The sequence below is a fragment of the Commensalibacter sp. M0268 genome (assembly GCF_016101925.1).
GTDB classification, from domain to species: Bacteria; Pseudomonadota; Alphaproteobacteria; order Acetobacterales; family Acetobacteraceae; genus Commensalibacter; species Commensalibacter melissae.
In genome coordinates this window covers 34064-57047 of the sequence record NZ_JACFPQ010000005.1, presented here as the reverse complement: position 1 = coordinate 57047, position 22984 = coordinate 34064, and the positions used below count along the sequence as shown (strand labels likewise).

Annotated in this window: 18 protein-coding genes and 1 tRNA gene; 12 read left to right on the top strand and 7 right to left on the bottom strand. The window is 37.3% G+C overall.

Going from position 1 to position 22984, the window contains the following annotated elements; genetic code table 11:
- Positions 1 to 173: 173 nt before the first annotated feature.
- The gene (locus H3R28_RS09010; protein ID WP_198210637.1) at positions 174 to 1661 is read left to right on the top strand and encodes a glucosyltransferase domain-containing protein; all 1488 of its coding nucleotides are present in this window, start codon (positions 174 to 176) and stop codon (positions 1659 to 1661) included.
- A gap of 72 nt (positions 1662 to 1733) precedes the next feature.
- On the opposite strand, the gene H3R28_RS08285 is transcribed toward H3R28_RS09010, so the two are convergent.
- Positions 1734 to 2921 (bottom strand): aldose 1-epimerase family protein, encoded by a 1188-nt coding sequence (locus tag H3R28_RS08285; protein ID WP_198210636.1) that lies wholly within the window; start codon positions 2919 to 2921, stop codon positions 1734 to 1736.
- A gap of 56 nt (positions 2922 to 2977) precedes the next feature.
- Positions 2978 to 4603, bottom strand: a complete 1626-nt coding sequence (locus H3R28_RS08280; RefSeq protein ID WP_198210635.1) for a hypothetical protein — start codon at positions 4601 to 4603, stop codon at positions 2978 to 2980.
- A gap of 243 nt (positions 4604 to 4846) precedes the next feature.
- Between H3R28_RS08280 and H3R28_RS08275 the strand changes: the two genes are divergently transcribed.
- Both H3R28_RS08275 and H3R28_RS08270 read left to right on the top strand, forming a co-directional pair.
- Positions 4847 to 6052: a pyridoxal phosphate-dependent aminotransferase gene (locus H3R28_RS08275; protein WP_155566244.1), complete on the top strand. Its 1206-nt coding sequence runs from the start codon at positions 4847 to 4849 to the stop codon at positions 6050 to 6052.
- Between the two features lie 15 nt (positions 6053 to 6067).
- A complete protein-coding gene (locus tag H3R28_RS08270; RefSeq protein ID WP_232351280.1) occupies positions 6068 to 7294 on the top strand; it encodes a pyridoxal phosphate-dependent aminotransferase in 1227 nt (408 codons plus the stop codon).
- Positions 7295 to 7346: 52 nt separating this feature from the next.
- Here the strand turns inward: H3R28_RS08270 and H3R28_RS08265 are convergent, their stop codons facing one another.
- From H3R28_RS08265 to H3R28_RS08255, 3 genes are read right to left on the bottom strand one after another with little or no spacing between them, the layout of a single operon-like run.
- Positions 7347 to 9230 (bottom strand): cobaltochelatase CobT-related protein, encoded by a 1884-nt coding sequence (locus tag H3R28_RS08265; RefSeq protein ID WP_198210634.1) that lies wholly within the window; start codon positions 9228 to 9230, stop codon positions 7347 to 7349.
- 37 nt (positions 9231 to 9267) lie between these two features.
- On the bottom strand, positions 9268 to 10290 hold the full coding sequence (locus H3R28_RS08260) for an AAA family ATPase (protein WP_122122887.1): 1023 nt from the start codon (positions 10288 to 10290) through the stop codon (positions 9268 to 9270).
- A 48-nt stretch (positions 10291 to 10338) separates the two neighbouring features.
- A complete protein-coding gene (locus tag H3R28_RS08255; RefSeq protein WP_110439511.1) occupies positions 10339 to 10932 on the bottom strand; it encodes a J domain-containing protein in 594 nt (197 codons plus the stop codon).
- Between the two features lie 183 nt (positions 10933 to 11115).
- On the opposite strand from H3R28_RS08255, the gene H3R28_RS08250 reads away from it, so the two are divergent.
- On the top strand, positions 11116 to 11742 hold the full coding sequence (locus H3R28_RS08250) for an outer membrane lipoprotein carrier protein LolA (protein ID WP_155564869.1): 627 nt from the start codon (positions 11116 to 11118) through the stop codon (positions 11740 to 11742).
- Here the strand turns inward: H3R28_RS08250 and lipB are convergent.
- Positions 11720 to 12427, bottom strand: coding sequence for a lipoyl(octanoyl) transferase LipB (lipB, locus tag H3R28_RS08245; RefSeq protein WP_110439513.1), 708 nt, complete (start codon positions 12425 to 12427; stop codon positions 11720 to 11722). The two genes, H3R28_RS08250 and lipB, sit on opposite strands and share 23 nt — an antisense overlap.
- Before the next feature lie 66 nt (positions 12428 to 12493).
- On the opposite strand from lipB, the gene H3R28_RS08240 reads away from it, so the two are divergent.
- Positions 12494 to 12580: transfer RNA gene (locus H3R28_RS08240), tRNA-Leu, on the top strand.
- A 121-nt stretch (positions 12581 to 12701) separates the two neighbouring features.
- Complete coding sequence (locus H3R28_RS08235; RefSeq protein WP_198210633.1) at positions 12702 to 14984, top strand: NADP-dependent malic enzyme; 2283 nt, start codon at positions 12702 to 12704, stop codon at positions 14982 to 14984.
- A 169-nt stretch (positions 14985 to 15153) separates the two neighbouring features.
- Here H3R28_RS08235 and H3R28_RS08230 read toward each other — a convergent pair whose 3' ends face one another.
- The gene (locus H3R28_RS08230; protein ID WP_198210632.1) at positions 15154 to 15972 is read right to left on the bottom strand and encodes a toll/interleukin-1 receptor domain-containing protein; all 819 of its coding nucleotides are present in this window, start codon (positions 15970 to 15972) and stop codon (positions 15154 to 15156) included.
- A gap of 693 nt (positions 15973 to 16665) precedes the next feature.
- Here H3R28_RS08230 and galU point away from each other — a divergent pair.
- The 6 genes from galU (at position 16666) to trpS (ending at position 22982) form a co-directional block, all read left to right on the top strand.
- Positions 16666 to 17550 carry a UTP--glucose-1-phosphate uridylyltransferase GalU gene (galU, locus tag H3R28_RS08225; protein ID WP_110439516.1) on the top strand — a complete coding sequence of 295 codons (885 nt, stop codon included), beginning with the start codon at positions 16666 to 16668 and terminating at the stop codon, positions 17548 to 17550.
- A complete protein-coding gene (pgmG, locus tag H3R28_RS08220) occupies positions 17550 to 18938 on the top strand; it encodes a phosphoglucomutase/phosphomannomutase PgmG (RefSeq protein WP_198210631.1) in 1389 nt (462 codons plus the stop codon). Before galU ends, pgmG begins: the two co-directional genes overlap by 1 nt.
- A 96-nt stretch (positions 18939 to 19034) precedes the next feature.
- The gene (locus tag H3R28_RS08215; protein ID WP_198210630.1) at positions 19035 to 19883 is read left to right on the top strand and encodes a methyltransferase domain-containing protein; all 849 of its coding nucleotides are present in this window, start codon (positions 19035 to 19037) and stop codon (positions 19881 to 19883) included.
- A 325-nt stretch (positions 19884 to 20208) separates the two neighbouring features.
- Positions 20209 to 21438, top strand: a complete 1230-nt coding sequence (locus H3R28_RS08210) for an argininosuccinate synthase (RefSeq protein WP_198210629.1) — start codon at positions 20209 to 20211, stop codon at positions 21436 to 21438.
- Between the two features lie 24 nt (positions 21439 to 21462).
- Positions 21463 to 21945, top strand: coding sequence for an FKBP-type peptidyl-prolyl cis-trans isomerase (locus tag H3R28_RS08205; RefSeq protein ID WP_110439519.1), 483 nt, complete (start codon positions 21463 to 21465; stop codon positions 21943 to 21945).
- A 23-nt stretch (positions 21946 to 21968) separates the two neighbouring features.
- Positions 21969 to 22982, top strand: coding sequence for a tryptophan--tRNA ligase (gene trpS, locus H3R28_RS08200; protein ID WP_155568772.1), 1014 nt, complete (start codon positions 21969 to 21971; stop codon positions 22980 to 22982).
- Positions 22983 to 22984 lie beyond the last annotated feature (2 nt).

The following is a 22984-nucleotide window of genomic DNA, read 5'->3' as shown; positions in this document are numbered from 1 at the left end:
TCGCATGTCCACCTCTCATATACCGTAAAAAAACAAATAAATATCATAACTTAATAAATATAAAATTCTTATACAAAATAATTAAATTAGATTGGCTTGTTTTCAGATCAAGATTAATATTTTAACATTAAAATAATTTCAACATATGTAATTTAAAAAATAATATTAAACTGATGTCTATAACCATTCATAAAAAACATTATGTTTTATTAACGTCTATTATTACTTTTATTTATTCTATTCCTTTTTTATTGTCTCCTTATGATTTTGTTGATGATATGTATCGGGCATCTAATGGTGACCTTTTTGTATGGTTCCTTAATGTAAGACCGTTTTCTGTTTGGTTGATTCGTTTATTAAACGGAAGTGCAATAGTTCCTGACCCTTATCCTTTTTCATTTATTATTGCTTTCTTAGCTTTGAATTTAATTTTTCTTTATACAACAGATAAAATAATTCGATCAGAGAATTATTTATTAAAATTAACTATATTTATTTTTCTTTTATGCAATCCATTTTTTTTACAAAATTTATCGTATAAATATGATTGTATAATCATGACATGCAGTGTTGCATTGGCATGCCTATTTGTATTTAAAGAAAATAATCAAAATGTGTGTATTGATTATATAATTCGTTCATGCCTAATATTTTCTTTATATTGTTTTTATCAATGTGCTTTGACATTAGTTATTGGACTATTGGCTGTAAAACTATTGAATGATAGTGATCAGGTAGCATTTTCCGGATTGTTCAGGGAACTATTTCTAAGATTATGCAATATATTAACTACATTTTTCATTTATAAAATATGCGTTGTAAATTTTTTGATTACCAACGATTATGGTCCATTAGGAAAGATTATTGTTTTAAATGAACATATATTCATTCATCTTATTGAGAATATCAAAATATATCTATTACTGTTTTTATTGTATATTCAGGAAAACTATATAATAGTATCTTTGACTATTTTATCTGTATTTTTTTTATATACAGTGATAACAGATTTTTTAAAGAAAAATTATAAAAGAATATGTGTTTTATGCCTGTGTTTTCCTTTATTGCTGGTTGCCATAACGAGTTCAAATATTATATTAAATATACCCAGTGGTAATACACGTGAAATGATGGGTATATCAGCCTTTTTCATTTTTATATTTCTGTATGTTCAAAAGGCTGGTTGTCATTCAAAAATAATGCTTTTGGTTCCAATTTGTTATTTATGGACATCTTTGCTTTTGTCATCAGCATTATGTAACCTGAAAAGAATAGATCATCAGAAGAATGCATTAATAGTTCAGGAAATTTTACAATCTATTTATCATTTTGGTAATAAGAAAGTGGAGGGGATTACATTTATTCGCGATGATTTGAGGTTTTCTTCTCAACAAACCATTATGAAAACACATCCATTAACAAGGAAAATTTTTGATTTTGTTGGGTTGTCAAACCCTTGGTATGTAAACGGCTTATTAAATGGGGAGTATTACATGCATAAAAATGTTATTGGCAGGGCCTCTCCAGATTTTCCAAAAGATGCTAAAGATATTTTTTCTGGCTGTTATATTCAATCGACTTTATATGGCGTTATTTTGTATGTTAAAACAGGATCTTATTGCGATAGTATTACCAAAAACTATAATCCAGGAACTTTTTAATCCATATATCAAATATTGGATAAGGATTGATTGAACAAGGGATATGTCAATTAATCCCTTATTTTAATTCTGTTATTCTTGTGCGAGTGGTTTTTGGTTGATTTGGGTTTCTTGATTGCCCTGAATATTGGTAATTTCCTTTTTCATAATTTCAACAGCTTGCCGATCAAGTAAGGCGTTATATCTCAATTTAAACTCAACTGTTTTTCCGGCATGAAGTTTTTTAAGTCTACCTTGTTCACGTTCAATTGTCATAGGATAGGCAAAATTGGTTCCTGGTTCTATGCCTGTGACGTATCCCTGTTTTTCGGTATCTGTGTTCTTCCATAAAGTTAGAAAGGGAAGTTGCTTAGTATTGAATTCTATGGAAACTCCTTTATTTTCGCTTTTATTATGCAACGCGGCCATGGTGCTTCCATCTTTTTTGGTATAGGGAATGATATTAAATACCATTTCATCAAAATCTTTGGTAGGTTCACGATAAGTTTGCCAATTATCTAGCCCATTTTGAGCATAGTTGTTAAAAGGACTTATTTCTTTGACAGGGGCGATAAATTTTGTATCTTTTTCCAATAGAGGTTTACCGAAATTGCTATGGTAAATAATTTGATAGGGATGCGAGTAATCGGCATGATTGGTTAAGCGATCATGAAGGGTAAAACTGTGGGAGCCAGGAATATAGGATAGCTCTGTTAGAACACGTAAATCGGTTTTTTTGAAAGTGCTTTCTTTAATTAAGCCTTTTATCTTGATTTCGTATGGGAATAGAGTATCGATCTCAACAATAACTTCAGATGCTGGTGTATTTGCTGCTTTTCCATGAAGGCTATAAAGCTCACCATTGGTATCAGTAAAAGGATGCCCAGACCATTCATAACCGCAACGTACCATCATTTCGTTAAAACCTTCCAACCATCCGGTGCCATTGCGACTTTGAAGATTTATGAAAGTGGGGTTGACTATCTCATTTACAGGTGAATCCCAACCTAGGCGAATGCCAGGAGCTGTTGCTTCAATCACATTCATTCCTCGTGTTGGGCTCAGGGTGATGGTCAATCCATCAGGACATTTAATTATAATCAGTCTGGAACCTTCCTGTTTTCCTCCATGCAGACAAATTTGCTGAATAGAAAATAAAACATCCTCAATGCCAAGCTGGTGATTGTTAATCTCCCAATTACCTAATTCAATGTTATGGGCTGCGCTGGTTAGTGTAAAAGATTTGGTCTGATTTTGAGATAATGAAAATTCTAGTGTCATTTTATTCTCCCGGATTTACAAACAGCACTCATGCATTATTTTGAAGATTTATATAATTAATGCAATAATAATTGAATTTGTTCCTTAAAATTATTTTCACTGATGTAGGGGGATTGATAATAAAAATCGTTTTTTGATTTAAAATAATTGGATAGATCAAATAAATTCTCTTGATCAATATCTCTTATTACCAAATTTTTCCAGGAAGGGCGTATAAATTGCTCGACAGCTTGTGACAAAGCACATTGATCAATACACCAATTGGTAAAATTATGAGGATCATAAGCCCATTTTATATAATGTCCGATAAAATGAAGAATTTTAGGGGTGATTTCTGAATGGTTTAGATATGTAATTCCGGCTCCCAAACACCAAGGTGCCCCCACGAGCTGATCACCATTTTTATCAAAAGCAAAAAGTCTCAAACCAAAATCATAATTACCAAATAAAGGGAATTTTTTACTGAAAAAATCCTCTGTAACGGTGAGATCAATATCAAGAATAAAGGTTTTTGTAGGATAACGTTGATAAAGTTTTTCCGCAAAAAGAAAACGTAAACAGGTAAAATAGGCTGCATCCCGATAAAGTGAGGAACCATAACCATAGGTAATATGCATATTAGGAATGGTGTTATGAATAAATTCAGAGATCTCCTTTAGAAATTCTTTTTGTTGAGATGATGGATTTTCCAATGCAAGAGCAAGAACGATTTTACTTTGAAAATCTATCCTTTTATGTGCTTTTACAAGAGTAAAGAGAAATTTGGGTAAATATTTTAAATACCGGGAATCACAACCCAGAATGAATAGTAAATCGGCCTGTTGACCTTTTAGATCAGCATATGACCATTGCCATTTTTCCAGATGAAATGGATCATCATGTTTATCAGCCTGTTCAAAATTTTGGTATCTTTTTTCTGTTAACCAACTATATACACCACTATCTTCATTGTCAAAATAAACGGAAGTTTCAGGAGCCAGTTCTTTGGATTTTTGAAAGTGATAATCTGCCAAGGGTCTATTATGGAGAAGCCACTGCAATTTTCCTGCATTTAGATGATACCAGGTTGTATCTCCATTTAATTCATATTCCTCGTCCAGTAACCCTTTTAACAGATCTCTAAAATGTTCTTGAAGTCTGTCACAATAATAGCCCAGATAAATTGCATAACGCTGTTGAATTGTTTGATTTGCGTCGTGCATTGAATAAGGAAAAAGATAAAGGTTAAATTCGGAGGTTGGAATTGGCAATTTATATCTTTGTAAGATATTGGGTAAAAAAAACATATAATAATTGGTAATTTCACCTTTTTCCAATTCGGACATGATATCCCTTGTTAGGAGGTCAGAAGAACAAATGAAATTGAGATATTTTTCCAGTTTTTCTAAAGAAGCGTTTATATCTTTTTTCAAGAAAAGGATAGTTGCCTCAAAAAAATAGTAGTCCTTATTGTTTGAATCTATCTCTATAAGAAAATTTATTAACGCTTCAGCCAACATATAATTTTTAAAAGTAAGGCAATATTGGCAGAGTTCTTTTAATATTGTTTGGTTAGCCAGGTTATTTTTAAAATTTTCAGTAATTTGCGTTATATTTTTCAATCCGGGATATATTTTTGCTGGAATCGGTTTTGCTTGATTTTTTTTTATGAAATCTAGAACATGATATTTAAGAATAGCCATTTCCATTGGTTTTAAAATCTTTCTTGTTTTAATAAATTTATTTAAATGAGTTCGTTCGATATAGATTTTTCAAAAGAGAAAAATTAAATTCAATGATCGTTTAAAAGTTAAATGGTCTTATAAAAAATAAAATTATTATAATTAATTAAAACATGATCTATATTATATAAAGTTTTTTATAAATATTTTATATAATGATAAGCTTTATATGAATGAATTGTTTACGTAACTGGAATGGTAATAATGGATATTCTATCTGCTCGATTGAAAAAAATACAGCCTAGTCAGACACTGGTGATTAGTGCAAAGGCGCGTGCCATGAAAAGTAAGGGTCAGGATGTGATCAGCCTTTCGGCTGGTGAACCTGACTTTGATACGCCGATCAATATTAAGAACGCAGGCATAGCAGCCATTCAGTCCGGACAGACAAAATATACAGATGTTGGAGGGACCCCAGCTGTCCGCCAGGCAGTTGCCCAACGTTTGAAAGCCGATTATAATATTGACTACCAACCTGAAGAAATCATGGTTTCCAGTGGTGGAAAACAGGTTATATTCAATGCGATGATGGCCAGTCTTAATCCAGGAGATGAGGTCATTATCCCTTCACCTTGTTGGGTTTCTTATCCCGATATTGTAACATTGGCTGGTGGAACACCAGTTATCATTCCTTGTAAGGAGGAGCACGCAGGTTTCAAGTTGCAGCCCGAACAACTGAGTGCAGCAATTACGTCTAAAACGAAATGGCTGATTTTGAATTCCCCTTGTAATCCCACAGGTGCTGTATACAGTAAAGAAGAATTGCAGGCTTTATGTGATGTCCTGATGCAATATCCAAATGTATGGGTTTTGACGGATGATATTTATTCCAAGCTGGTTTACGATGGGGTGGTTGCCCCAACAGTAGTCCAGGTTGAACCACGCCTTAAAGAACGCACAATTACAATGAACGGTGTTTCAAAAGCCTATTCGATGACGGGATGGCGTATTGGATATGCTGCCGCCCCTGTAGAATTTATCAAGGCAATGATAAAGTTGCAGGGACAGTCCACAACCAATCCCTGTTCCATTAGTCAGGCGGCAACCGTTGAGGCTTTGACTGGTTCACAGGATTCAGTTGCCGATATGGTGGCTACTTATCAAAAAAGGCGAAATCTGGTTTTGGATAACCTAAATGGCGCACCGGGTCTATCCTGTTTAAAACCCATGGGGGCCTTTTACCTGTTTGTTTCAATGAAAAATTGTTTGGGTAAAACAACCAGTAAGGGGACAAAAATTAATAGTGATCAGGATTTCGTAACGGCCTTACTGGAAGAAGAGGGTGTAGCCACAGTTCATGGAGCAGCTTTTATGATGGCTGGATATTTCCGTATTTCCTATGCGACAAATACAGAGTTGCTTAAGGAAGCCTGCTTACGGATTAAACATTTCTGCATGAATTTGAGCTAGGGCTAGATATTGGTTATGAATAATGAGGAAATTGCAATTGAACCCGCTCTTGCCTCAAGAATGAGCGGGTTTGAGGCTCCTGCAACCATCGCGATGTCAATGCGGGCAAGGGTTCTGAAAGCAGAAGGAAAAAATGTTATTTCCCTGGCCCTGGGACAGCCTGATTTTTTAACACCCAAAATAGCTATTGAGGGAGGTTATCAGGCGGCTTTGGAAGGAAAAACGAAGTATCCTCCTATAGACGGTTTTTTATCGTTGAAAAAGGCCATACAAAAAAAATTCAAGGAAGAAAATGGTATCGATTATGCATTGGACGAAATTATGGTTGCAAATGGGGTTAAACAGATTTTGTTCAATGCCTTGATGGCGACTTTAGATCCGGAAGATGAGGTCATTATTCCGGCACCCTATTGGACCAGTTATCCGATTATGGTACGATTTCTGGGAGGGAATCCGGTTCATGTTGTTTGTCCTGAAAAAGATAATTTTGTCTTAAAGGCAAGGCAATTAAAAGCCGCTATTACGCCCAGGACCAAATGGCTGATTTTGAATTCCCCCAGCAATCCAACTGGTGCTGTTTGGACAAAAGAAGACTTGCTGGCATTGGTTGAGGTATTGAGGATTAATCCTCAGATATGGATTTTTGCTGATGAAATTTACGAACATCTGATTTTTGACGGGCAACGCCATCATTCATTGGCGGCTTTGGCACCAGAATTAAAAGATCGCATTTTAACGGCGAATGGGGTTTCTAAAACTTTTGCAATGCCAGGTTGGCGTATAGGCTATGCCGGTGGGGTAAAGCGTTTGATTAGAGCGATGCTTAAAATTCAAAGCAATTCAACCTCTGGTGCCTGCAGTGTTAGTCAGGCAGCTGCTACAGCGGCTTTGCAACATGCGCAAAAAGAAGTTGAATCAATGAAACTGGCTTATGATCGACGTCGTAAAAAAATGACGGCCGCCTTTTCAGCAATGGATGGTATAAGCTGTAATATTCCACAGGGGGCTTTTTATATATATCCAGGTATTGCCGGCTGTATTGGTAAAAAAACAGCTCAGGGAAGATTGATTGCCAATGATCAGGATTTTGCTGAAGCATTATTGGAAGAGACTTATGTTGCGGTTGTTCCCGGATCAGCGTTTGGATTAAGTCCCTACTTGCGTATAGCTTATGCCGCTGATGATGTTGTTCTTGAAGAGGCCTGTCAAAGAATTTCCCAGTTTGTGCAAGGGTTATCCTGATCGTATTCATTAATACTCCGGTTTTCTTGAGTATTAATGAATGGGTTGAAAATTATTTAGATTGAATTTTGTCTTTTTCATCAAATAGTTTGGTGAGTTCATGAATCATTGTTCCCCCCAATTCTTCTGCCTTGGTGATTGTCACGGCATGTTTGTAGTAACGTGTTACATCATGCCCAATTCCAATGGCTACAAGCTCGATTTCAGCACGATTTTCGATTTTGCGAATCATGCGTTTAAGATGATTTTCAAGATATTCTGATCCATTCGTCGATAAAGTGCTATCATCAACTGGTGCTCCATCAGAAATAACCATTAAAATTTTACGTTTTTCTACACGGGTTTTAAGTCTTTGCCACGCCCAAAAAAGTGCCTCTCCATCAATATTCTCTTTTAACAAGCCATCCTTGAGCATAAGGCCTAAATTACGTTTGGCTCGTCGCCATGGCTGGTCGGCAGCTTTATAAATAATATGGCGTAAATCATTTAACCGTCCTGGATTCTGGGGACGTTTGTCAGCCAGCCATTTTTCACGACTGCGTCCACCTTTCCAGGTCTGGGTTGTAAAACCGAGGATTTCTACCTTAACGGAACAACGTTCAAGAGTTCTGGCCAGAATATCTCCACACATTGCCGCAATGGAAATAGGGCGTCCTCGCATGGATCCAGAATTATCGATTAACAGTGTTACAATCGTGTCCTTAAAACCGGTTGATTTTTCTTGTTTAAAGCTCAGAGAATTGGTTGGGTTGGTGATTATTCTTGTTAATTTGCTGGCATCGAGAAGTCCTTCCTCCTGATCAAAATTCCAGCTTCTGATTTGTTGCGACATCAATTTGCGTTGTAAACGATTGGCCAGCTTGGATATGATATTTTGTATTTCCTGTAATTGTTGATCAAGCTGGTTTCTTAGGAAGTCTAGCTCGTTTACGTCGCAAATCTGTTCAGCGGTAACTACCTCATCAAATAATTTTGTGTAAATGTGATAGGATGTATCTTCAACATCAGCTAAAGTATCCGGAGGTTGTTGTGAGGGGCCACCAGCTTTTTCAGATTTATTACTTCCCATGACTGAATCTGGTTTTTCTTGATCCTCCATATTCAGGGGAATTTGTGAAAATTGTTGTTCAAGTTCGCTTTCTTGCTGTTCTGGTTTTTCTTCAGGATATTCTGGATTGGTATCTTTGTTTTGATCCGCGGTATCTTGAGAGGATTCTTCCTTGCCATTATCGGATTTTTCCTCTTCTCCTTCTAGTAAACGATAGGCTTGAAGCAATTGTTTGGTAGCTTGTGCATAATGATCTTGGTCAGTCAAAGCCTCTTTCATGGCCTTGAGAGCTTTTTCACCCTGGGGTGTTAATTGATTGCGCCATAATTGCAGAATTTTACGAGATGCTTTTGGTACTGTTTTTCCAGTCAATGTTTCATAAACAAGTAAAGAAAGGGCTTTTGCAGGAGATAATTGTTCCGCCTTGTTCATCCTTGCATGCCCTTCTATATGACTGTTATGTTCCATAACTGCCTGCAGATTGGCGGCAACCCCTGCCATCTTCTTGCTTCCTAATGCCTCCACACGGACTTGTTCCAGGGCATTGAAACTATTTTGTGCGTCCCCTGATGTTAAGTCTGGTGGTGAAGGAAGATCATTATCATGATATTTTAGATATAGGGCCAGTGCATCAGCTTGTCCCCTAATGAATTGCAGGATTTTTGCATCTTGTATTTCTGGTGGTTGTGGAAGATAGACGTTTTCCTTATTGTTTTTGGATTGATATTGACGATTGTTGACCGTGCTTGAACAGAAATTGATATTGGTTGCCGTATAACCACTTAAAGTATGTATGGTACCAATCAGGGCTTGTTTGAAACGTTCAGGATTATAAGCGGTTTGAAAATTGAGTAAATCAGTCTGTCTGTTCTTCTGATTTTTAGGCATTATAATCCTCTTGTTAAATCGGATAATTCAATATTGTTTAAACCGTTTTAGGATCGGTTGTTAAAAGGTCAACATTAAAACAGCGTTGGTAATATTCTGCTACAATTCCGTGTTCTGACAGGTCACATTTATTTAGGAAGGTTAGGCGGAAAGACAATGCAAGATCATGAAAGATTGTATAGTTTTCAGCCCAGCTGATGACAGTGCGAGGAGACATTACAGTAGACAGTTCCCCTTCGGCAAATCCAATTCGGGTTAAATTGGCCAATGCTACCATTGATTCAATCTGTTTTTTTGTTTCTGCGTCCTGAGGCTGTACATTCATTTTTGCCATGATTATTTTAATTTCCTGTGGAGGGGGTAAATAATTCAGTGCGGCAACAATATTCCAGCGATCCATTTGACCCTGATTGATTTGTTGAGTGCCATGATACAGCCCGGTCGTATCTCCCAATCCAATGGTGTTTGCGGTTGCAAAAAGACGAAAGGATGGATCAGGGCGGATAACTCGATTTTGATCCAGCAAGGTCAGTTTGCCTTCTGTTTCAAGCACACGTTGAATGACAAACATAACATCAGGACGGCCAGCATCATATTCATCAAAAATAAGTGCACATGGATGCTCTAAAGCCCATGGAAGTAAACCCTCTTGAAATTGTGTAACTTGTTTTCCGTCCTTTAGGATGATGGCATCCTTTCCAATCAAGTCAATACGGGAAATATGGCTATCGAGATTGATGCGAATACATGGCCAGTTCAGGCGGGCAGCGATTTGTTCGATATGGGAGGATTTTCCCGTACCATGAAATCCCTGTATCATGACCCGTCGATTATATTGAAATCCTGCAAGAATGGCATGAGTGGTATCTAGATCAAAAAAATAGTTTGGATCCAGATCGGGAACCAGTGAGGTTTTTTTTGAAAATCCCTTGACCTCCATATCAAGATCAATATCAAATGTTTTTCTTACGTTAAACAATTTATCTGGTTTTGATAACATAGAAATGTCAGGTAAATCGGTTTTATCGGGATTAGTTAGGTTTGAAGTTGATCTGGACATAGAAATTATCCTGTGTAGAAGAGTTATTTTAATGATCTAAATGATTTTTTATTTTGCTTCAATCATATTTGTCAAATATGTTCGGAGTAGGGAATAAGCTGCATTAATCTTTTTAAATTTTTCTTCCAAATCCGCGTCACCACCATTTGTATCAGGATGATATTTACGGGCAAGCTTGGTATATCTTTTTTTTAAACTGGCCAACGAAAGTGGCCAGCTAATTTCCAGTAATTGCAAAGCTTTTTGTAATTCTTGGGGGATATTGGGTTTCTGTCCGGTATCATGATGTGTTTTTGTTCTTGTTTTTTGAAAAAGCCGTAGCGGATCATGGAATGATTGCTCATTTAAAAGATTTTTTTTTCCTAATCTACCAAGCTTCCATGAAGGTTTATCCCATACAGCGGCGGAACGCATGTGTTCCTCTATTTGCGCAGTATTCATTCCCCTGAAATAATCCCAGTTTTTGTTATATTCCCGAATATGGCTAAAACAGAACCAATAATAGTCATGTAACTGGTGACGAGATTTTGGCGCCCGATATTCTGCTGGTTCTCTGCATCCTGGCATGTCACAATAACGGTGCGGTGTTGTTTTTGCATTGTTGGGATCAAACATTGTTGCCCATTTCTTTTTAAACATCATAAGTATTTTGATTTCATAAGAAATAGAATAGAAAAGTAAGGAACATTGTTCTTGGAAGAATATCACAAGAATTGGGGAAAAATGAATTATATTCCAAAAAACGGTTATAATTCAAAGGGCATATTAAAGATATTTTATAATTATGATATAGAATTAATCATCTTGATATAAAGAGATAAGGCGATGAGAATAGATAAAATCATGAATGGGATATGCAAAAAAATAATATTGCTTTTTCCGTTTATATTAATGGCATGTCAGGCTAATCAGAAAGCAAGACCTACTTGCGAGCTCGTTTCAATTTCAAGGGTTGAAAGTGCCCTGAACGATCCAAGGGGATTTGAGGGACAATTCACGCAAATTTGGTCAAATGGTAATCAATCTGAAGGACGTATCGTATATATACCTGGAAAATTACGTTTAAATTATGAAACCCCTTCCACAATGATTGTTGTTGCAAAGGGTAAAAAAATGGTGGCAAAAAATTTTGACGATCATTCTGTTACACATATTGGATTGGCAAGAAACCCTTTGGGATTAATGTTAAATAGCCCTGTTCATTTATCATCACCCATTCTTGTAACGGCAATACAAAAGGGAACACAGGCTTTGCAAATTTCATTGGCAAGCGGGGATAATCCATCCCAAGGTTTGTTAACTCTACGGTTTCAAGATGTAAATGGTCAGTTAACCCTTGATCAGATGCAAGCTATAGATGTGCGTAAACGGCAAACGATCATGAATATTTCAAATGTTCATATGGGTTTAAGTGTTAAAAATAATTATTTTAACTATCCTGATCAACCATAAGGTCAGAAGGTGGTGACCGCAATTTTAAAGAATAGACAAACACTTGCTGCCAGGCTTGACAGAGGACTTGGTCTATCGTATCAAATGAAGTATTAATTCCTAGTTCATGCATGCTCGTAATTCCATATTCCTTCAATCCACAGGGGACTATTCCGGAATAATTTTCCAGTTTGGGATTAATATTCAACGCAATTCCATGCCAGCTGATCCAATGGGATAGCTTAATTCCAATTGCGGCAATTTTTTTCTCTTTTTTTGTAACAGGATCGGTAACCCATAATCCGACACGCCCTTCTTTTTTTTCTGCTGCGATATTGAATTGTTGAAGGGTGAGAATGATCCAGTCTTCAAGTTTGTGAATGAATGCGCGAATATCATGATCGGGAAAAGTGGGATGGGGTTTACGTAAATCCATCATTACATAGATGATTCGCATTCCTGGACCATGGTAAGTCCATTGTCCACCCCGATTAGTATGAAAAACAGGAAAATTCTGTGGATTGAACAAATCGCTCTCTTTTGCCGATGTTCCCGCAGTGTAAAGCGGAGGATGTTCCAAAAACCATAGGCATTCTGCCGCTTTCCCATCAAATATTTTTTGAACGTAATTTTTCATCCATTGAATTGCTGTGGGATAGGGAACAACTTTTTTGCTTTTTTGCAAAAATATTGGTGTGATAGCCATTGCTAGAAACTCTTTCATCGGTTATAGAGAAAGCATATTGGATTGAATTATGAAAATCAATCCCGTGCGACCGTGGCGGAATGGTAGACGCGCAAGCTTGAGGTGCTTGTGGGGAAATACCCCGTGGAAGTTCGAGTCTTCTCGGTCGCACCACATTCTTGTTGCGACTTGAATATAGAACCTATTTTCTTTTCATTTGCCTTTGATATATAATTTTACCAATTTTACAAAGATTTATTTGTAAAAATGTCATGATTGCAATGAAGAGGAAATTATGGATCATAAATTTAAGCAAGATGCGTTGGATTATCATGAATATCCAACACCAGGGAAATTAACAATAACACCAACAAAAAGAATGGCGACTCAAACTGATTTGTCCTTAGCCTATTCCCCAGGGGTGGCGGCACCATGTTTGGAAATTAAAAGGGATCCTAGTTTGGCTAGCAAATACACGGCCAAAAGTAACCTGGTTGGGGTTATTTCCAATGGTACGGCTGTTTTGGGGTTGGGAAACATCGGGCCCTTGGCGGGAAAACCCGTTATGGAGGGCAAGGCGGTTTTATTCCAGAAATTTGCTGGTATTGATGTTTTTGATATCGAAGTTGATGCCAATGATCCGGAACATTTCTGCAATGTTGTCGCGGCGCTTGAACCAACTTTTGGCGGAATTAATTTGGAGGATATCAAGGCGCCTGAATGTTTTATTATTGAACAGAATCTAAAATCCAGAATGAATATTCCGGTTTTTCATGATGATCAACATGGAACGGCGATTGTCGTAAGTGCGGCTACCATTAATGCCTTGCGAATTCAGAATAAGAAAATTGAAGACGTTAAATTGGTCACTTCTGGGGCCGGGGCGGCAGCTATTGCATGTGTAAATTTATTGGTAACTCTGGGATTAAAACCTGAAAATGTCATTTTAACGGATATTGATGGAGTGGTGTGGCAAGGCCGCGATCCAAATATGCCAGAAAATATGGCACGTTATGCTAAAGACACGCAGGCTCGCCGTTTGGAGGATGTTATAGCGGGTGCAGATATTTTTCTTGGTGTTTCTGTGGCTGGAGTTCTGAAAAAAGAATGGGTGGCAAAAATGGCATCCAATCCTTTGATTCTGGCATTGGCAAATCCGGAACCTGAAATCACTCCAGAAGAGGTTGGCAGTATTCGATCAGATGCGATTATGGCAACAGGTCGTTCTGATCATCCAAATCAGGTTAATAATGTTTTATGTTTTCCTTTTATATTTCGCGGAGCCCTAGATGTTGGGGCAACCGAAATAAACGAGGAGATGAAAAAAGCCGCCGCTTATGCATTAGCAAATCTGGCGACACAAGAAGCCAATGAGGTTGTCGTGGCCGCTTATGGCGGTCAGGCACCTGCCTTTGGTCCTGAATATATTTTGCCAAAACCTTTTGATCCGCGATTAATTTTGGAAATTGCGCCAGCGGTTGCAAAAGCGGCCATGCAAACAGGGGTTGCCTTACGTCCGATTGATGATTTTAATGGATATCTGGAGCATCTGATGCAATTTGTGTTCAGAACCAGTCAGGTTATGCAACCTGTATTTGCAGCTGTTCATCAACATAAAGGACTGCAAAAGGTTGTCTTTTCTGAAGGCGAAAATGATAGGGTTTTACGTGCTATTCAAACTATGGTTAATGAACAGATGGTTTTACCTTATGTTATTGGAGATCAGAAAAGGATTCATGAAAAAATTACTCAATTGGGGTTAAGCTTAAAAATTGGTAAGGATTTAACAGTTTATGACCCCCAAAAGGATAACGCATTTTTGCAAACACTGGAAAAACCTTATCAGAGATTGGTTGAAAGAACGGGTGTTCCTCCGTCTTTGGCGTATGAACAGCTCTATAGAAGAAAATCAATTCTAGCAGCGATGCTTTTAAGGGAGGGTCATGTTGATGCAGCACTTGTTGGTGGATTTGGTGAATGGTATCGTCATTTTAAGACATTGAAAAATATTATCCCCAAACAGGATGGAGTAAAGGAATTCCATACTATTTCTGCTATGATTCAGTCAAATGTAGCGCTTTTTATGGGGGATACTTATTTACATCTGGACCCTACGGCTGAGGAAATTGCTGAATTAACTTTATTGGCTTCTGAAATGGTATCTATGTTTGGTATGGTACCAAGAGCCGCTTTATTATCTTATTCTTCTTTTGGAACGGGAAAATCTGAATCAGCATTAAAAATGAAAAAAGCCCTGGCCATAATACGTGAAAAGAATCCTTCATTGGAAATTGACGGGGAAATGCAGGGTGATGCTGCGTTAAGTGAAACCTTGCGTTCGAGATTAATTGATGATTCACCCTTGAGAGGAAATGCCAATTTGTTAATTATGCCCAGTCTTGATGCGGCAAATATTGGATTTTCCTTGAGTCGTGTGGTTGGAAATGGACTGCAGATTGGTCCTATAACGCTTGGCACAACAAAGCCGCTTCATGTTCTTACGGAAAATACAACGGCACGAGGTATCGTGAATCTGACAGCTATTGCCATTCGCCAATCATTAAGAAAAAAACAATAAATTTGATTGCAATATTAGGAAAATATTGTAATCTTGTTCAAGATTACTGAATTTACTGTGTATAAAAGAGTGAGAAATCCATTTTTTCACTCTTTATTTTTTCATTAAAAATTGCATATTCGCGATTGCTTGTAAAACACGCATTAAAATTTTGGATAAAATATAAAAATTATAATTCTACAATTAATTGTTTAACTTCAGGGGAAACAGTTAAAATTAGATTTCCGTAAGGGTTAAATGTGCTTGAATGAGATGGTACATTATAATTGAAATGAAAGTTATTGTCGTGTTTGCGTAATTCGTACAAGTGGCATTTTAAAGATTTGTAGCTATAATAAATTAAAGGAACCGGGGGAAGCGTTAATCCCATTTTTGGATCTTTATACATTGTTTTGAGTCTTTCAAAAAAACCGGGATTTATTTTTTTGATTTCCAATAATATTTTTGAAATTATAGAAGACAACGGGCTTCGTTGAGGTAGATCTATCGTATTTTTATTATTTGCTGGAAGATATTTATTTTCAAATTCTTTTATTTTTTTAAATAATGAATCGAAGTCTATGATAGGTAAACGGTTAAAGCCGATTTCATTTTTAATGATCTCAAATATATCTGTTATCTTATTCTTATCTGAAATGTTGCCGCCCTCAAGCAAATTTAATGGGCTCGGTAAGGTGTCAACGGTTAATCCAGAGTGACAAAGTGGAATAACATTGATATTTTTTTGCCATCCTGCCCCACACTCAAAACTGATCCAGGGACGTTGAATACTTTTGGGACTGCAAAATACAATCATGATGGCACTATTTTTTAAATTTTCTTCAATTTCATCAAACCATCTTTGACCCGGTTTTATGGAGAAACTGGACGTGAAAACATGGACTTGTCCAAAAAAACTGTCTTCGATTAATTGTTGAAATATACTTGTAAGTTCTTTTTCTTCTGTAATATGACTTAGGAAAATCGTTTTTTTGATTAATTCTGGCATTTATAAAGTGACCTTGTTATAAACCCTTTTTTAACATTATGAATAATAATGACAAATTTAGGAAAGTATACATTAATATTAATAAAATGAAATAAAATAAAATAAATTGATCAAGTGGAAGCTGATAAATTGTGTAATAAAATTATACATCATGAACTAATATAAATTTTTATAAAATATGATTTTCTTCATATGATCAAAAAATTGGCAAAATATATCCAGGATTTTATTCCATATATTGTTTTCACGATAGATTAGCTGTAAAAAGAAAGTATATTTAAGTTATTTAAATAGTAATGGTTTTTTAATTAAGTATATCTTCCAAAGATGTGTATTTTATTCATCTTTGGTTTTTTTTGATTCACATTATATTTAAAAATTATCAATTAGATAAATTTAATTCGATGTATTTGTAATAGCAATCATTTCTGGGAAGTTTGAAAAAACAAATTTTTCTGTTAAAATTTAGTTTTATTATGGTATCATTATTGCCCGTAAATTATTAGACATAATTTGATTAGGATTTACATATAGGTATTTAATTAAAAGGGAATTCCGCGTTTAATTATTGAATGTGGCCTCTTTATCATAATTTTTACATATTCTTATCAAATTGTGAAATAATATTTGTTTTGTTCTAAATTAGACATTAACATATTTGTTTTTTATTATTAAATTTCAAGGTAGAGTTCTGTGATTAAACCTTTAAAAAAAGCTGTATTACCTGTCGCTGGCTTAGGAACCCGTTTCTTGCCCGCAACCAAATCCATGCCAAAAGAAATGTTGCCTGTTGTTGATCGTCCATTGATTCAATATGCACTGGATGAGGCGCGTGCGGCAGGAATTGAACAGTTTTGTCTGATTACAGGTCGAGGAAAAGATTCTCTAATTGATTATTTTGATGTTGCTTATGAACTTGAGGATACACTGCGACAAAGAGGTAAAAAAGAGTCTCTAGAGGCTCTCTATCCATCTAGTATCGAGGCAGGTTCTTTAACCGCTTTGCGTCAGCAGTCCCCATTAGGGTTGGGGCATGCAATATGGTGTGCTCGTACATTTGTTGGCGATGATCCATTTGCCATTTTATTACCGGATGATTTGATTATGGCGACGCCAGGATGTTTGGCGCAAATGGTTGAAGTTTATAATGAATATGGCGGAAACGTTGTCGCTGTTACCGAGGTTCCTCGTGAAAAGACATCCAGTTACGGTATTGTGGATATTGAAAAGGATGATGGAAAACTGGTCACGATTTCCGGGGTTGTAGAAAAGCCGGAGCCCGAACAGGCTCCCTCTAATCTTTCAATTATTGGACGTTATATTTTGTCACCTGAAATTATGAAATATCTTTCTAAAATGGAAAAAGGTGCAGGAAATGAAGTTCAATTGACAGATTCTATGGAAAAATTGATTGGACAAATGCCTTTTCATGGGTTGAGATATAATGGGGTTCGGTATGATTGTGGAAGCAAATCTGGATTTCTAGAAGCTCAGGTTGCCTTTGCTTTGAAACGTCCCGATCTAGCTCCGGCCATGCGTAAGATAATACAGAAATATGCCCATGAAGAGGTTAAATAATGGAACATCAACGTGTAATTAATTCGACAATCCTGCGAGAATATGATATTCGCGGCATTTATGAACAGACTTTTTTTGTCGAGGATGCCTATGCGATCGGACGGTCCTTTGGCAGTTTGGTCGCAAGGAAAAATGGAAAAAAAGTTGTTGTTGGTTATGATGGTCGGGTTAGTTCGCCTGATTTAGAGGCCGCTCTGGTAAATGGATTAAAGAAAAGCGGTTTGGAAGTTGTCCGTATCGGTCGTGGTCCGACCCCAATGCTCTATTTTGCTTCAACAGTTATGCAGGCTGATGGTGCTGTTATGGTTACGGCCAGTCATAATCCCAAAGAATATAATGGGATGAAATTCATGCTGGGTGGCAAACCGTTTTTTGGTAAGCAGATTCAGGATTTAGGGGCACAGGTTGCGGCTGGTGATGTGGTTCCAGAGGGTAATGGTACGGTTCGCAAGGTTGATGTTTCAGAAGATTATATTAATCGGCTTTTGGAAGATTTTGGGGGAACTGAACGGAAATTACGTGTTGTCTGGGATAACAGTAATGGGGCTGCTGGTGATATTCTAACCCGTTTGGTTCAGAAGTTGCCTGGCGAACATATTGTTTTGAATGGAACGATAGACGGCGATTTTCCCGCTCATAGTCCAGACCCTACTGTTCCCAAAAACCTTGTTCAGCTTCAGAAAGAGGTGGCCAATCGCAAGGCTGATATTGGTATTGCGTTTGATGGTGATGCCGATCGTATTGGCGTGATTGATGACAAAGGTAATATCCTTTGGGGTGATCAGCTTATGGTTATTTTTAGTCGTGATATTCTTGCAAGTAATCAAGGGGCAACAATTGTTGCCGATGTTAAAGCAAGCAAAATTCTTTTTGATGAAATTCAAAAAGCGGGTGGAAATCCTTTGATGTGGTGTACTGGACATTCCTTGATCAAGGCCAAAATGGCTGAATCAAAGGCTGTTCTCGGTGGGGAAATGTCTGGTCATATTTTCTTTGCAGATAAATGGTACGGGTTTGACGACGCATTATACGTTGCAGTCAGAACGCTTGATATTGTCGCCCGGTTAAAGGGTCCTTTATCAGAAGTAACAGAGTCTTTACCCAAAGCAATTTCTACTCCTGAAATTCGTTTTGATTGTTCCGATGAGCGTAAATTCACCGTTGTCCGTGAAGTGGCTGAACGGTTAAAGGAAGAGAAGGCCAATGTCGTGACGATTGATGGTGTAAGGGTGAATACAGAAGATGGATGGTGGCTTTTAAGGGCTTCCAACACTCAAGCTGCTTTAGTGGCACGAGCGGAGAGTACATCTGGTGAGGGATTGGAGCGGTTGAAAAATGCTTTAAAAGCCCAGTTAAAGGCTTCTGGTGTGGAATTTCCAGAAGAATAAATTGAGATTAGAATTTTAACTGGTTTCTATTTTTTTATAAAAAGGATACAGTCTAGCGATTGTATCCTTTTTGTTATCTATCAAATGATATATGCCATGAATGTTCCATTATTATTTAACCGTTCTCTTCTGAAATTGCATCGAGATAGATCTGTTTTATATCATTTTGAAATACAGGATATCTTTCAACAATGTACGGATCGGTTACTGGAACGACTTGACGATATAAATCGTTCTTTTGAATTTGCCTTAGAAATTGGAGGGCGAGGGTATGTTTCTTCCTATTTAAAAAATAGAAAAATAAAGGTGATATCGGCTGATTTGTCGGCAGGTCTGGTTTCAATGAATGTAAATTCAAAAATCTGTATGGATGAAGAATTCTTGCCTTTTAAATCCGGATGCTTTGATCTGGTTATTGCGAATTTTAACTTGCATTGGGTTAATGATTTGCCTGGTACTTTATTACAAATTCGAAGAATATTGAAGCCTGATGGTCTTTTCCTGGCGACAATTCCTATACTTCCGACTCTTTCTTTATTACGAACCGTAATGGCTGAAGTTGAAATGGAATATTGTGGTGCTGTTTTGCCGCATATTTCTCCATTACCTGATTTAAGATCATGTGCAAGTTTGATGCAACGGGCTGGTTTTGCCTTACCCACCATTGATAAGGAGGCGATTGAAATTGTTTATCGCTCTTCATTGGCTTTATTTCGCGATCTGCGTTGGGCAGGGGAAACAAATTCCTTGCAAATGCATCAGGCTTATTTTGCAAAAAAATCTTTATTTGCCGAATTTTCTGCACGTTTGGAAACTTTTAAACCTATTAAAGTTGATATAAATTTTGCTATTTTAACAGGTTGGTCTCCCGACGCGTCACAACCTCAACCTTTAAAACCTGGTCAATTCAAAATGTCTTTGGAAGAAGTGTTGCGGAATAAATAGAATCAGTTTTAATTTACGAATAATATAAAATTTTTATTTAGGAATTTATTTTTTAGATTATATGAAAAAAATCAGTTGTTAATTTTTTAGAATAAGAAAAAGTTCTGCATAATTTTAAATTTATTGATCTATTTATTATTGAACAATAGTTGTAATAATTTAAGCTATATAAATCAAATAGTTATTAAATATATATTTTTATTCATAATATATTTTTTTAAAATTTTAATTTTAGGGTTCTTGCAAAGAATGATGATTTAAAAAGTTTTATATTGATGATATAACCGATCGTAATTGTAGAATTTTGATATGAAAAGTAAGCGGTATGGCACATAGGAATGTAAAAAAAGTTGTTCTGGCCTATTCGGGAGGGTTGGATACTTCTGTTATTTTACGGTGGTTACAAAAAACATATGAATGTGAGGTTGTAACCTTTACGGCTGATTTGGGACAAGGGGAAGAATTGGGTCCAGCCCGTAAAAAAGCGGAAATGTTTGGTGTAAAAGAAATTTTTGTCGAGGATTTGCGTGAAGAATTCGTAAGGGATTATGTCTTTCCAATGTTTCGTGCCAACACGCTTTACGAAGGACAATATCTATTGGGAACCTCAATCGCGCGTCCACTTATTTCTAAAAGACAAATTGAAATTGCCGAACAGGTGGGGGCTGATGCCGTTGCGCATGGGGCAACGGGTAAAGGGAATGACCAGGTTCGATTTGAGCTGGCCTATTATGCATTAAAACCCGATGTCACTGTTATTTCCCCTTGGCGTGAATGGGATCTCACTTCTCGTACCCGTTTATTGCAGTTTGCTGTAGAAAATCAGATTCCGGTTACTCATGACAAACGTGGGGAAGCTCCCTTTTCGGTTGATGCCAATCTTTTACATTCATCTTCGGAAGGGAAAATTTTGGAAGATCCTTCCCTTCCTCCTGATGAAGCTGTTTTTCAGCGAACAATTTCACCGGAAGATGCTCCAGATAAGGCGACTGAAATCAGTATTGATTTCAAAGCTGGTGATCCTGTAGCGATTAATGGAATTGTAATGTCCCCGGCAACTATACTGGCCCGTTTGAACGAGTTGGGTAAGGCCAATGGTATCGGGCGTCTTGATCTGGTTGAAAATCGTTTTGTTGGCATGAAATCCCGTGGAATTTATGAAACACCGGGTGGAACGATCTTATTATTTGCCCATAGAAACATGGAATCGATCACTCTTGATCGTGAGGCCGGGCATTTAAAGGATAGTATCATGCCTCGTTATGCGGAATTAATTTATAATGGTTTCTGGTTCTCACCAGAGCGCCGAATGCTGCAGGCCCTGATTGATGAAAGTCAGCATTCTGTTACCGGTCGTGTAAAATTGAAGCTGTATAAAGGTAATATTATCTTGATGGGACGTGAAAGTCCGAATAGTCTCTATGATATGCGTGTTGTAACATTTGAAGATGATGAAGGTGCATATAATCAAATGGATGCACAGGGCTTTATTAAATTAAATGCGTTACGACTACGTTTGGGAGCACAGGCAGGTCGACGTGGCGGTGCCTTGTAAAATTTGAATTATCAGGAGTTGAAAATGAAAAAGATGCTTTCTTGGATAGTTCCTGCGGTTTTGGCAATTCCCTTGGTTGCTTGCGCCGGTAGTAAAAAGGAGCAATTAACCCCCGAACAGTTTATGCAAAAGGTTGAGGCTGAACCGGGAGTGAAAACATTACCCAGTGGATTGGCTTACCGTATTATTCAGTCTGGAAACCCTAAGGAAGCCTCTCCTGCTCCAGGAGATCTAATTTTGGCGGAATATGAAGGTCGTTTGCCAGACGGTGTCATATTTGATTCATCAGATCGGCATGGTGGTGGTTTAATGCAAATGCCTGTCGAGGGATTAATACCTGGCTGGATGGAAGCCCTGCCTAAAATGCATCCTGGCGATGTTTGGCAGCTTTATGTTCCGCCTAAATTAGGGTATGGAGAAAAATCTATGGGGATTATTCCTTCAAATAGCCCATTAATTTTTAAGATTCATCTTGTTGGGGTAACCAAAAACCAACCGGATAACTAATAAATAAAGGATCAAGGTGATTTATGAGTGTCAAGCCGTCAGGTAAGCGCGTATTTTCAGGAATTCAACCAACTGGTATCCCGCATTTGGGAAATTATCTGGGGGCCATTCAGTACTGGGTTGATATTCAACAGGATAATGAATGTATCTATTGCCTGGTTGATATGCATGCCTTGACGGTTTGGCAGGAACCCGTATCCCTACGAAAACAGACTTTGGAACAGACAGCTGTTTTATTGGCTGCTGGTATTGATCCCAACAAGCATATCTTATTTAATCAATCAGCTGTATCCGCTCATGCGCGTTTAGCGTGGATTTTCAATTGTGTTGCGCGAATTGGCTGGATGAACCGGATGACACAGTTTAAAGATAAGGCGGGCAAAAACAGGGAGGCCAATTCTGTAGGATTGTATGTTTACCCTAATTTAATGGCCGCTGATATTTTGGCATATAGGGCAACGTGTGTACCTGTTGGTGAGGATCAGCGTCAACATCTGGAATTAACAAATGATATTGCCCAGAAATTCAATCATGACTACAAAACTGGTTTCTTTCCTGTTGTCGAGGGATTTATTCCAAAAACAAGCGCCCGTGTAATGAATTTAAGGGATGGTAGTAAAAAAATGTCCAAATCGGATCCTTCCGAACAGGGGAGGATTGAATTACTGGATGAGGATGATGCAATTACGAATAAAATTAAACGGGCAAAAAGTGATTCTGAACCCTTACCGTCTGAACAGGAAGGGTTGTCACATCGTTTAGAGGCGTTAAATTTAGTGTCAATTTATTCGGTTTTAGCCAAGCAATCGATTGAACAGGTCCTCCAGGATTTTGGCGGAAAAGGATTTAGTCCGTTTAAATCCGCATTGTCGGATCTTTTAATTCAAAAAATTGCACCAATCAGAGAGGAAACAAAGAAATTGTTGGCAGATAAACAACATCTACAGACAATTTTGAAACAGGGTGCCGAGAAGGCATCAGCAATTGCTGATCCTATTGTGTCTGAAGCAGAATATATCGTGGGGTTTTTAAAATAAAG

What these genes read in the sequence shown, in the direction of transcription:
- H3R28_RS09010 (WP_198210637.1), top strand. Translation starts at nt 174, where the DNA reads ATGTCTATAACCATTCATAAAAAACATTATGTTTTATTAACGTCTATT.
- H3R28_RS08285 (WP_198210636.1), bottom strand. Translation starts at nt 2,921, where the DNA reads ATGACACTAGAATTTTCATTATCTCAAAATCAGACCAAATCTTTTACA.
- H3R28_RS08280 (WP_198210635.1), bottom strand. Translation starts at nt 4,603, where the DNA reads ATGGCTATTCTTAAATATCATGTTCTAGATTTCATAAAAAAAAATCAA.
- H3R28_RS08275 (WP_155566244.1), top strand. Translation starts at nt 4,847, where the DNA reads ATGGATATTCTATCTGCTCGATTGAAAAAAATACAGCCTAGTCAGACA.
- H3R28_RS08270 (WP_232351280.1), top strand. Translation starts at nt 6,068, where the DNA reads ATGAATAATGAGGAAATTGCAATTGAACCCGCTCTTGCCTCAAGAATG.
- H3R28_RS08265 (WP_198210634.1), bottom strand. Translation starts at nt 9,230, where the DNA reads ATGCCTAAAAATCAGAAGAACAGACAGACTGATTTACTCAATTTTCAA.
- H3R28_RS08260 (WP_122122887.1), bottom strand. Translation starts at nt 10,290, where the DNA reads ATGTCCAGATCAACTTCAAACCTAACTAATCCCGATAAAACCGATTTA.
- H3R28_RS08255 (WP_110439511.1), bottom strand. Translation starts at nt 10,932, where the DNA reads ATGATGTTTAAAAAGAAATGGGCAACAATGTTTGATCCCAACAATGCA.
- H3R28_RS08250 (WP_155564869.1), top strand. Translation starts at nt 11,116, where the DNA reads ATGAGAATAGATAAAATCATGAATGGGATATGCAAAAAAATAATATTG.
- lipB (WP_110439513.1), bottom strand. Translation starts at nt 12,427, where the DNA reads ATGGCTATCACACCAATATTTTTGCAAAAAAGCAAAAAAGTTGTTCCC.
- H3R28_RS08235 (WP_198210633.1), top strand. Translation starts at nt 12,702, where the DNA reads ATGGATCATAAATTTAAGCAAGATGCGTTGGATTATCATGAATATCCA.
- H3R28_RS08230 (WP_198210632.1), bottom strand. Translation starts at nt 15,972, where the DNA reads ATGCCAGAATTAATCAAAAAAACGATTTTCCTAAGTCATATTACAGAA.
- pgmG (WP_198210631.1), top strand. Translation starts at nt 17,550, where the DNA reads ATGGAACATCAACGTGTAATTAATTCGACAATCCTGCGAGAATATGAT.
- H3R28_RS08215 (WP_198210630.1), top strand. Translation starts at nt 19,035, where the DNA reads ATGAATGTTCCATTATTATTTAACCGTTCTCTTCTGAAATTGCATCGA.
- H3R28_RS08210 (WP_198210629.1), top strand. Translation starts at nt 20,209, where the DNA reads ATGGCACATAGGAATGTAAAAAAAGTTGTTCTGGCCTATTCGGGAGGG.
- H3R28_RS08205 (WP_110439519.1), top strand. Translation starts at nt 21,463, where the DNA reads ATGAAAAAGATGCTTTCTTGGATAGTTCCTGCGGTTTTGGCAATTCCC.
- trpS (WP_155568772.1), top strand. Translation starts at nt 21,969, where the DNA reads ATGAGTGTCAAGCCGTCAGGTAAGCGCGTATTTTCAGGAATTCAACCA.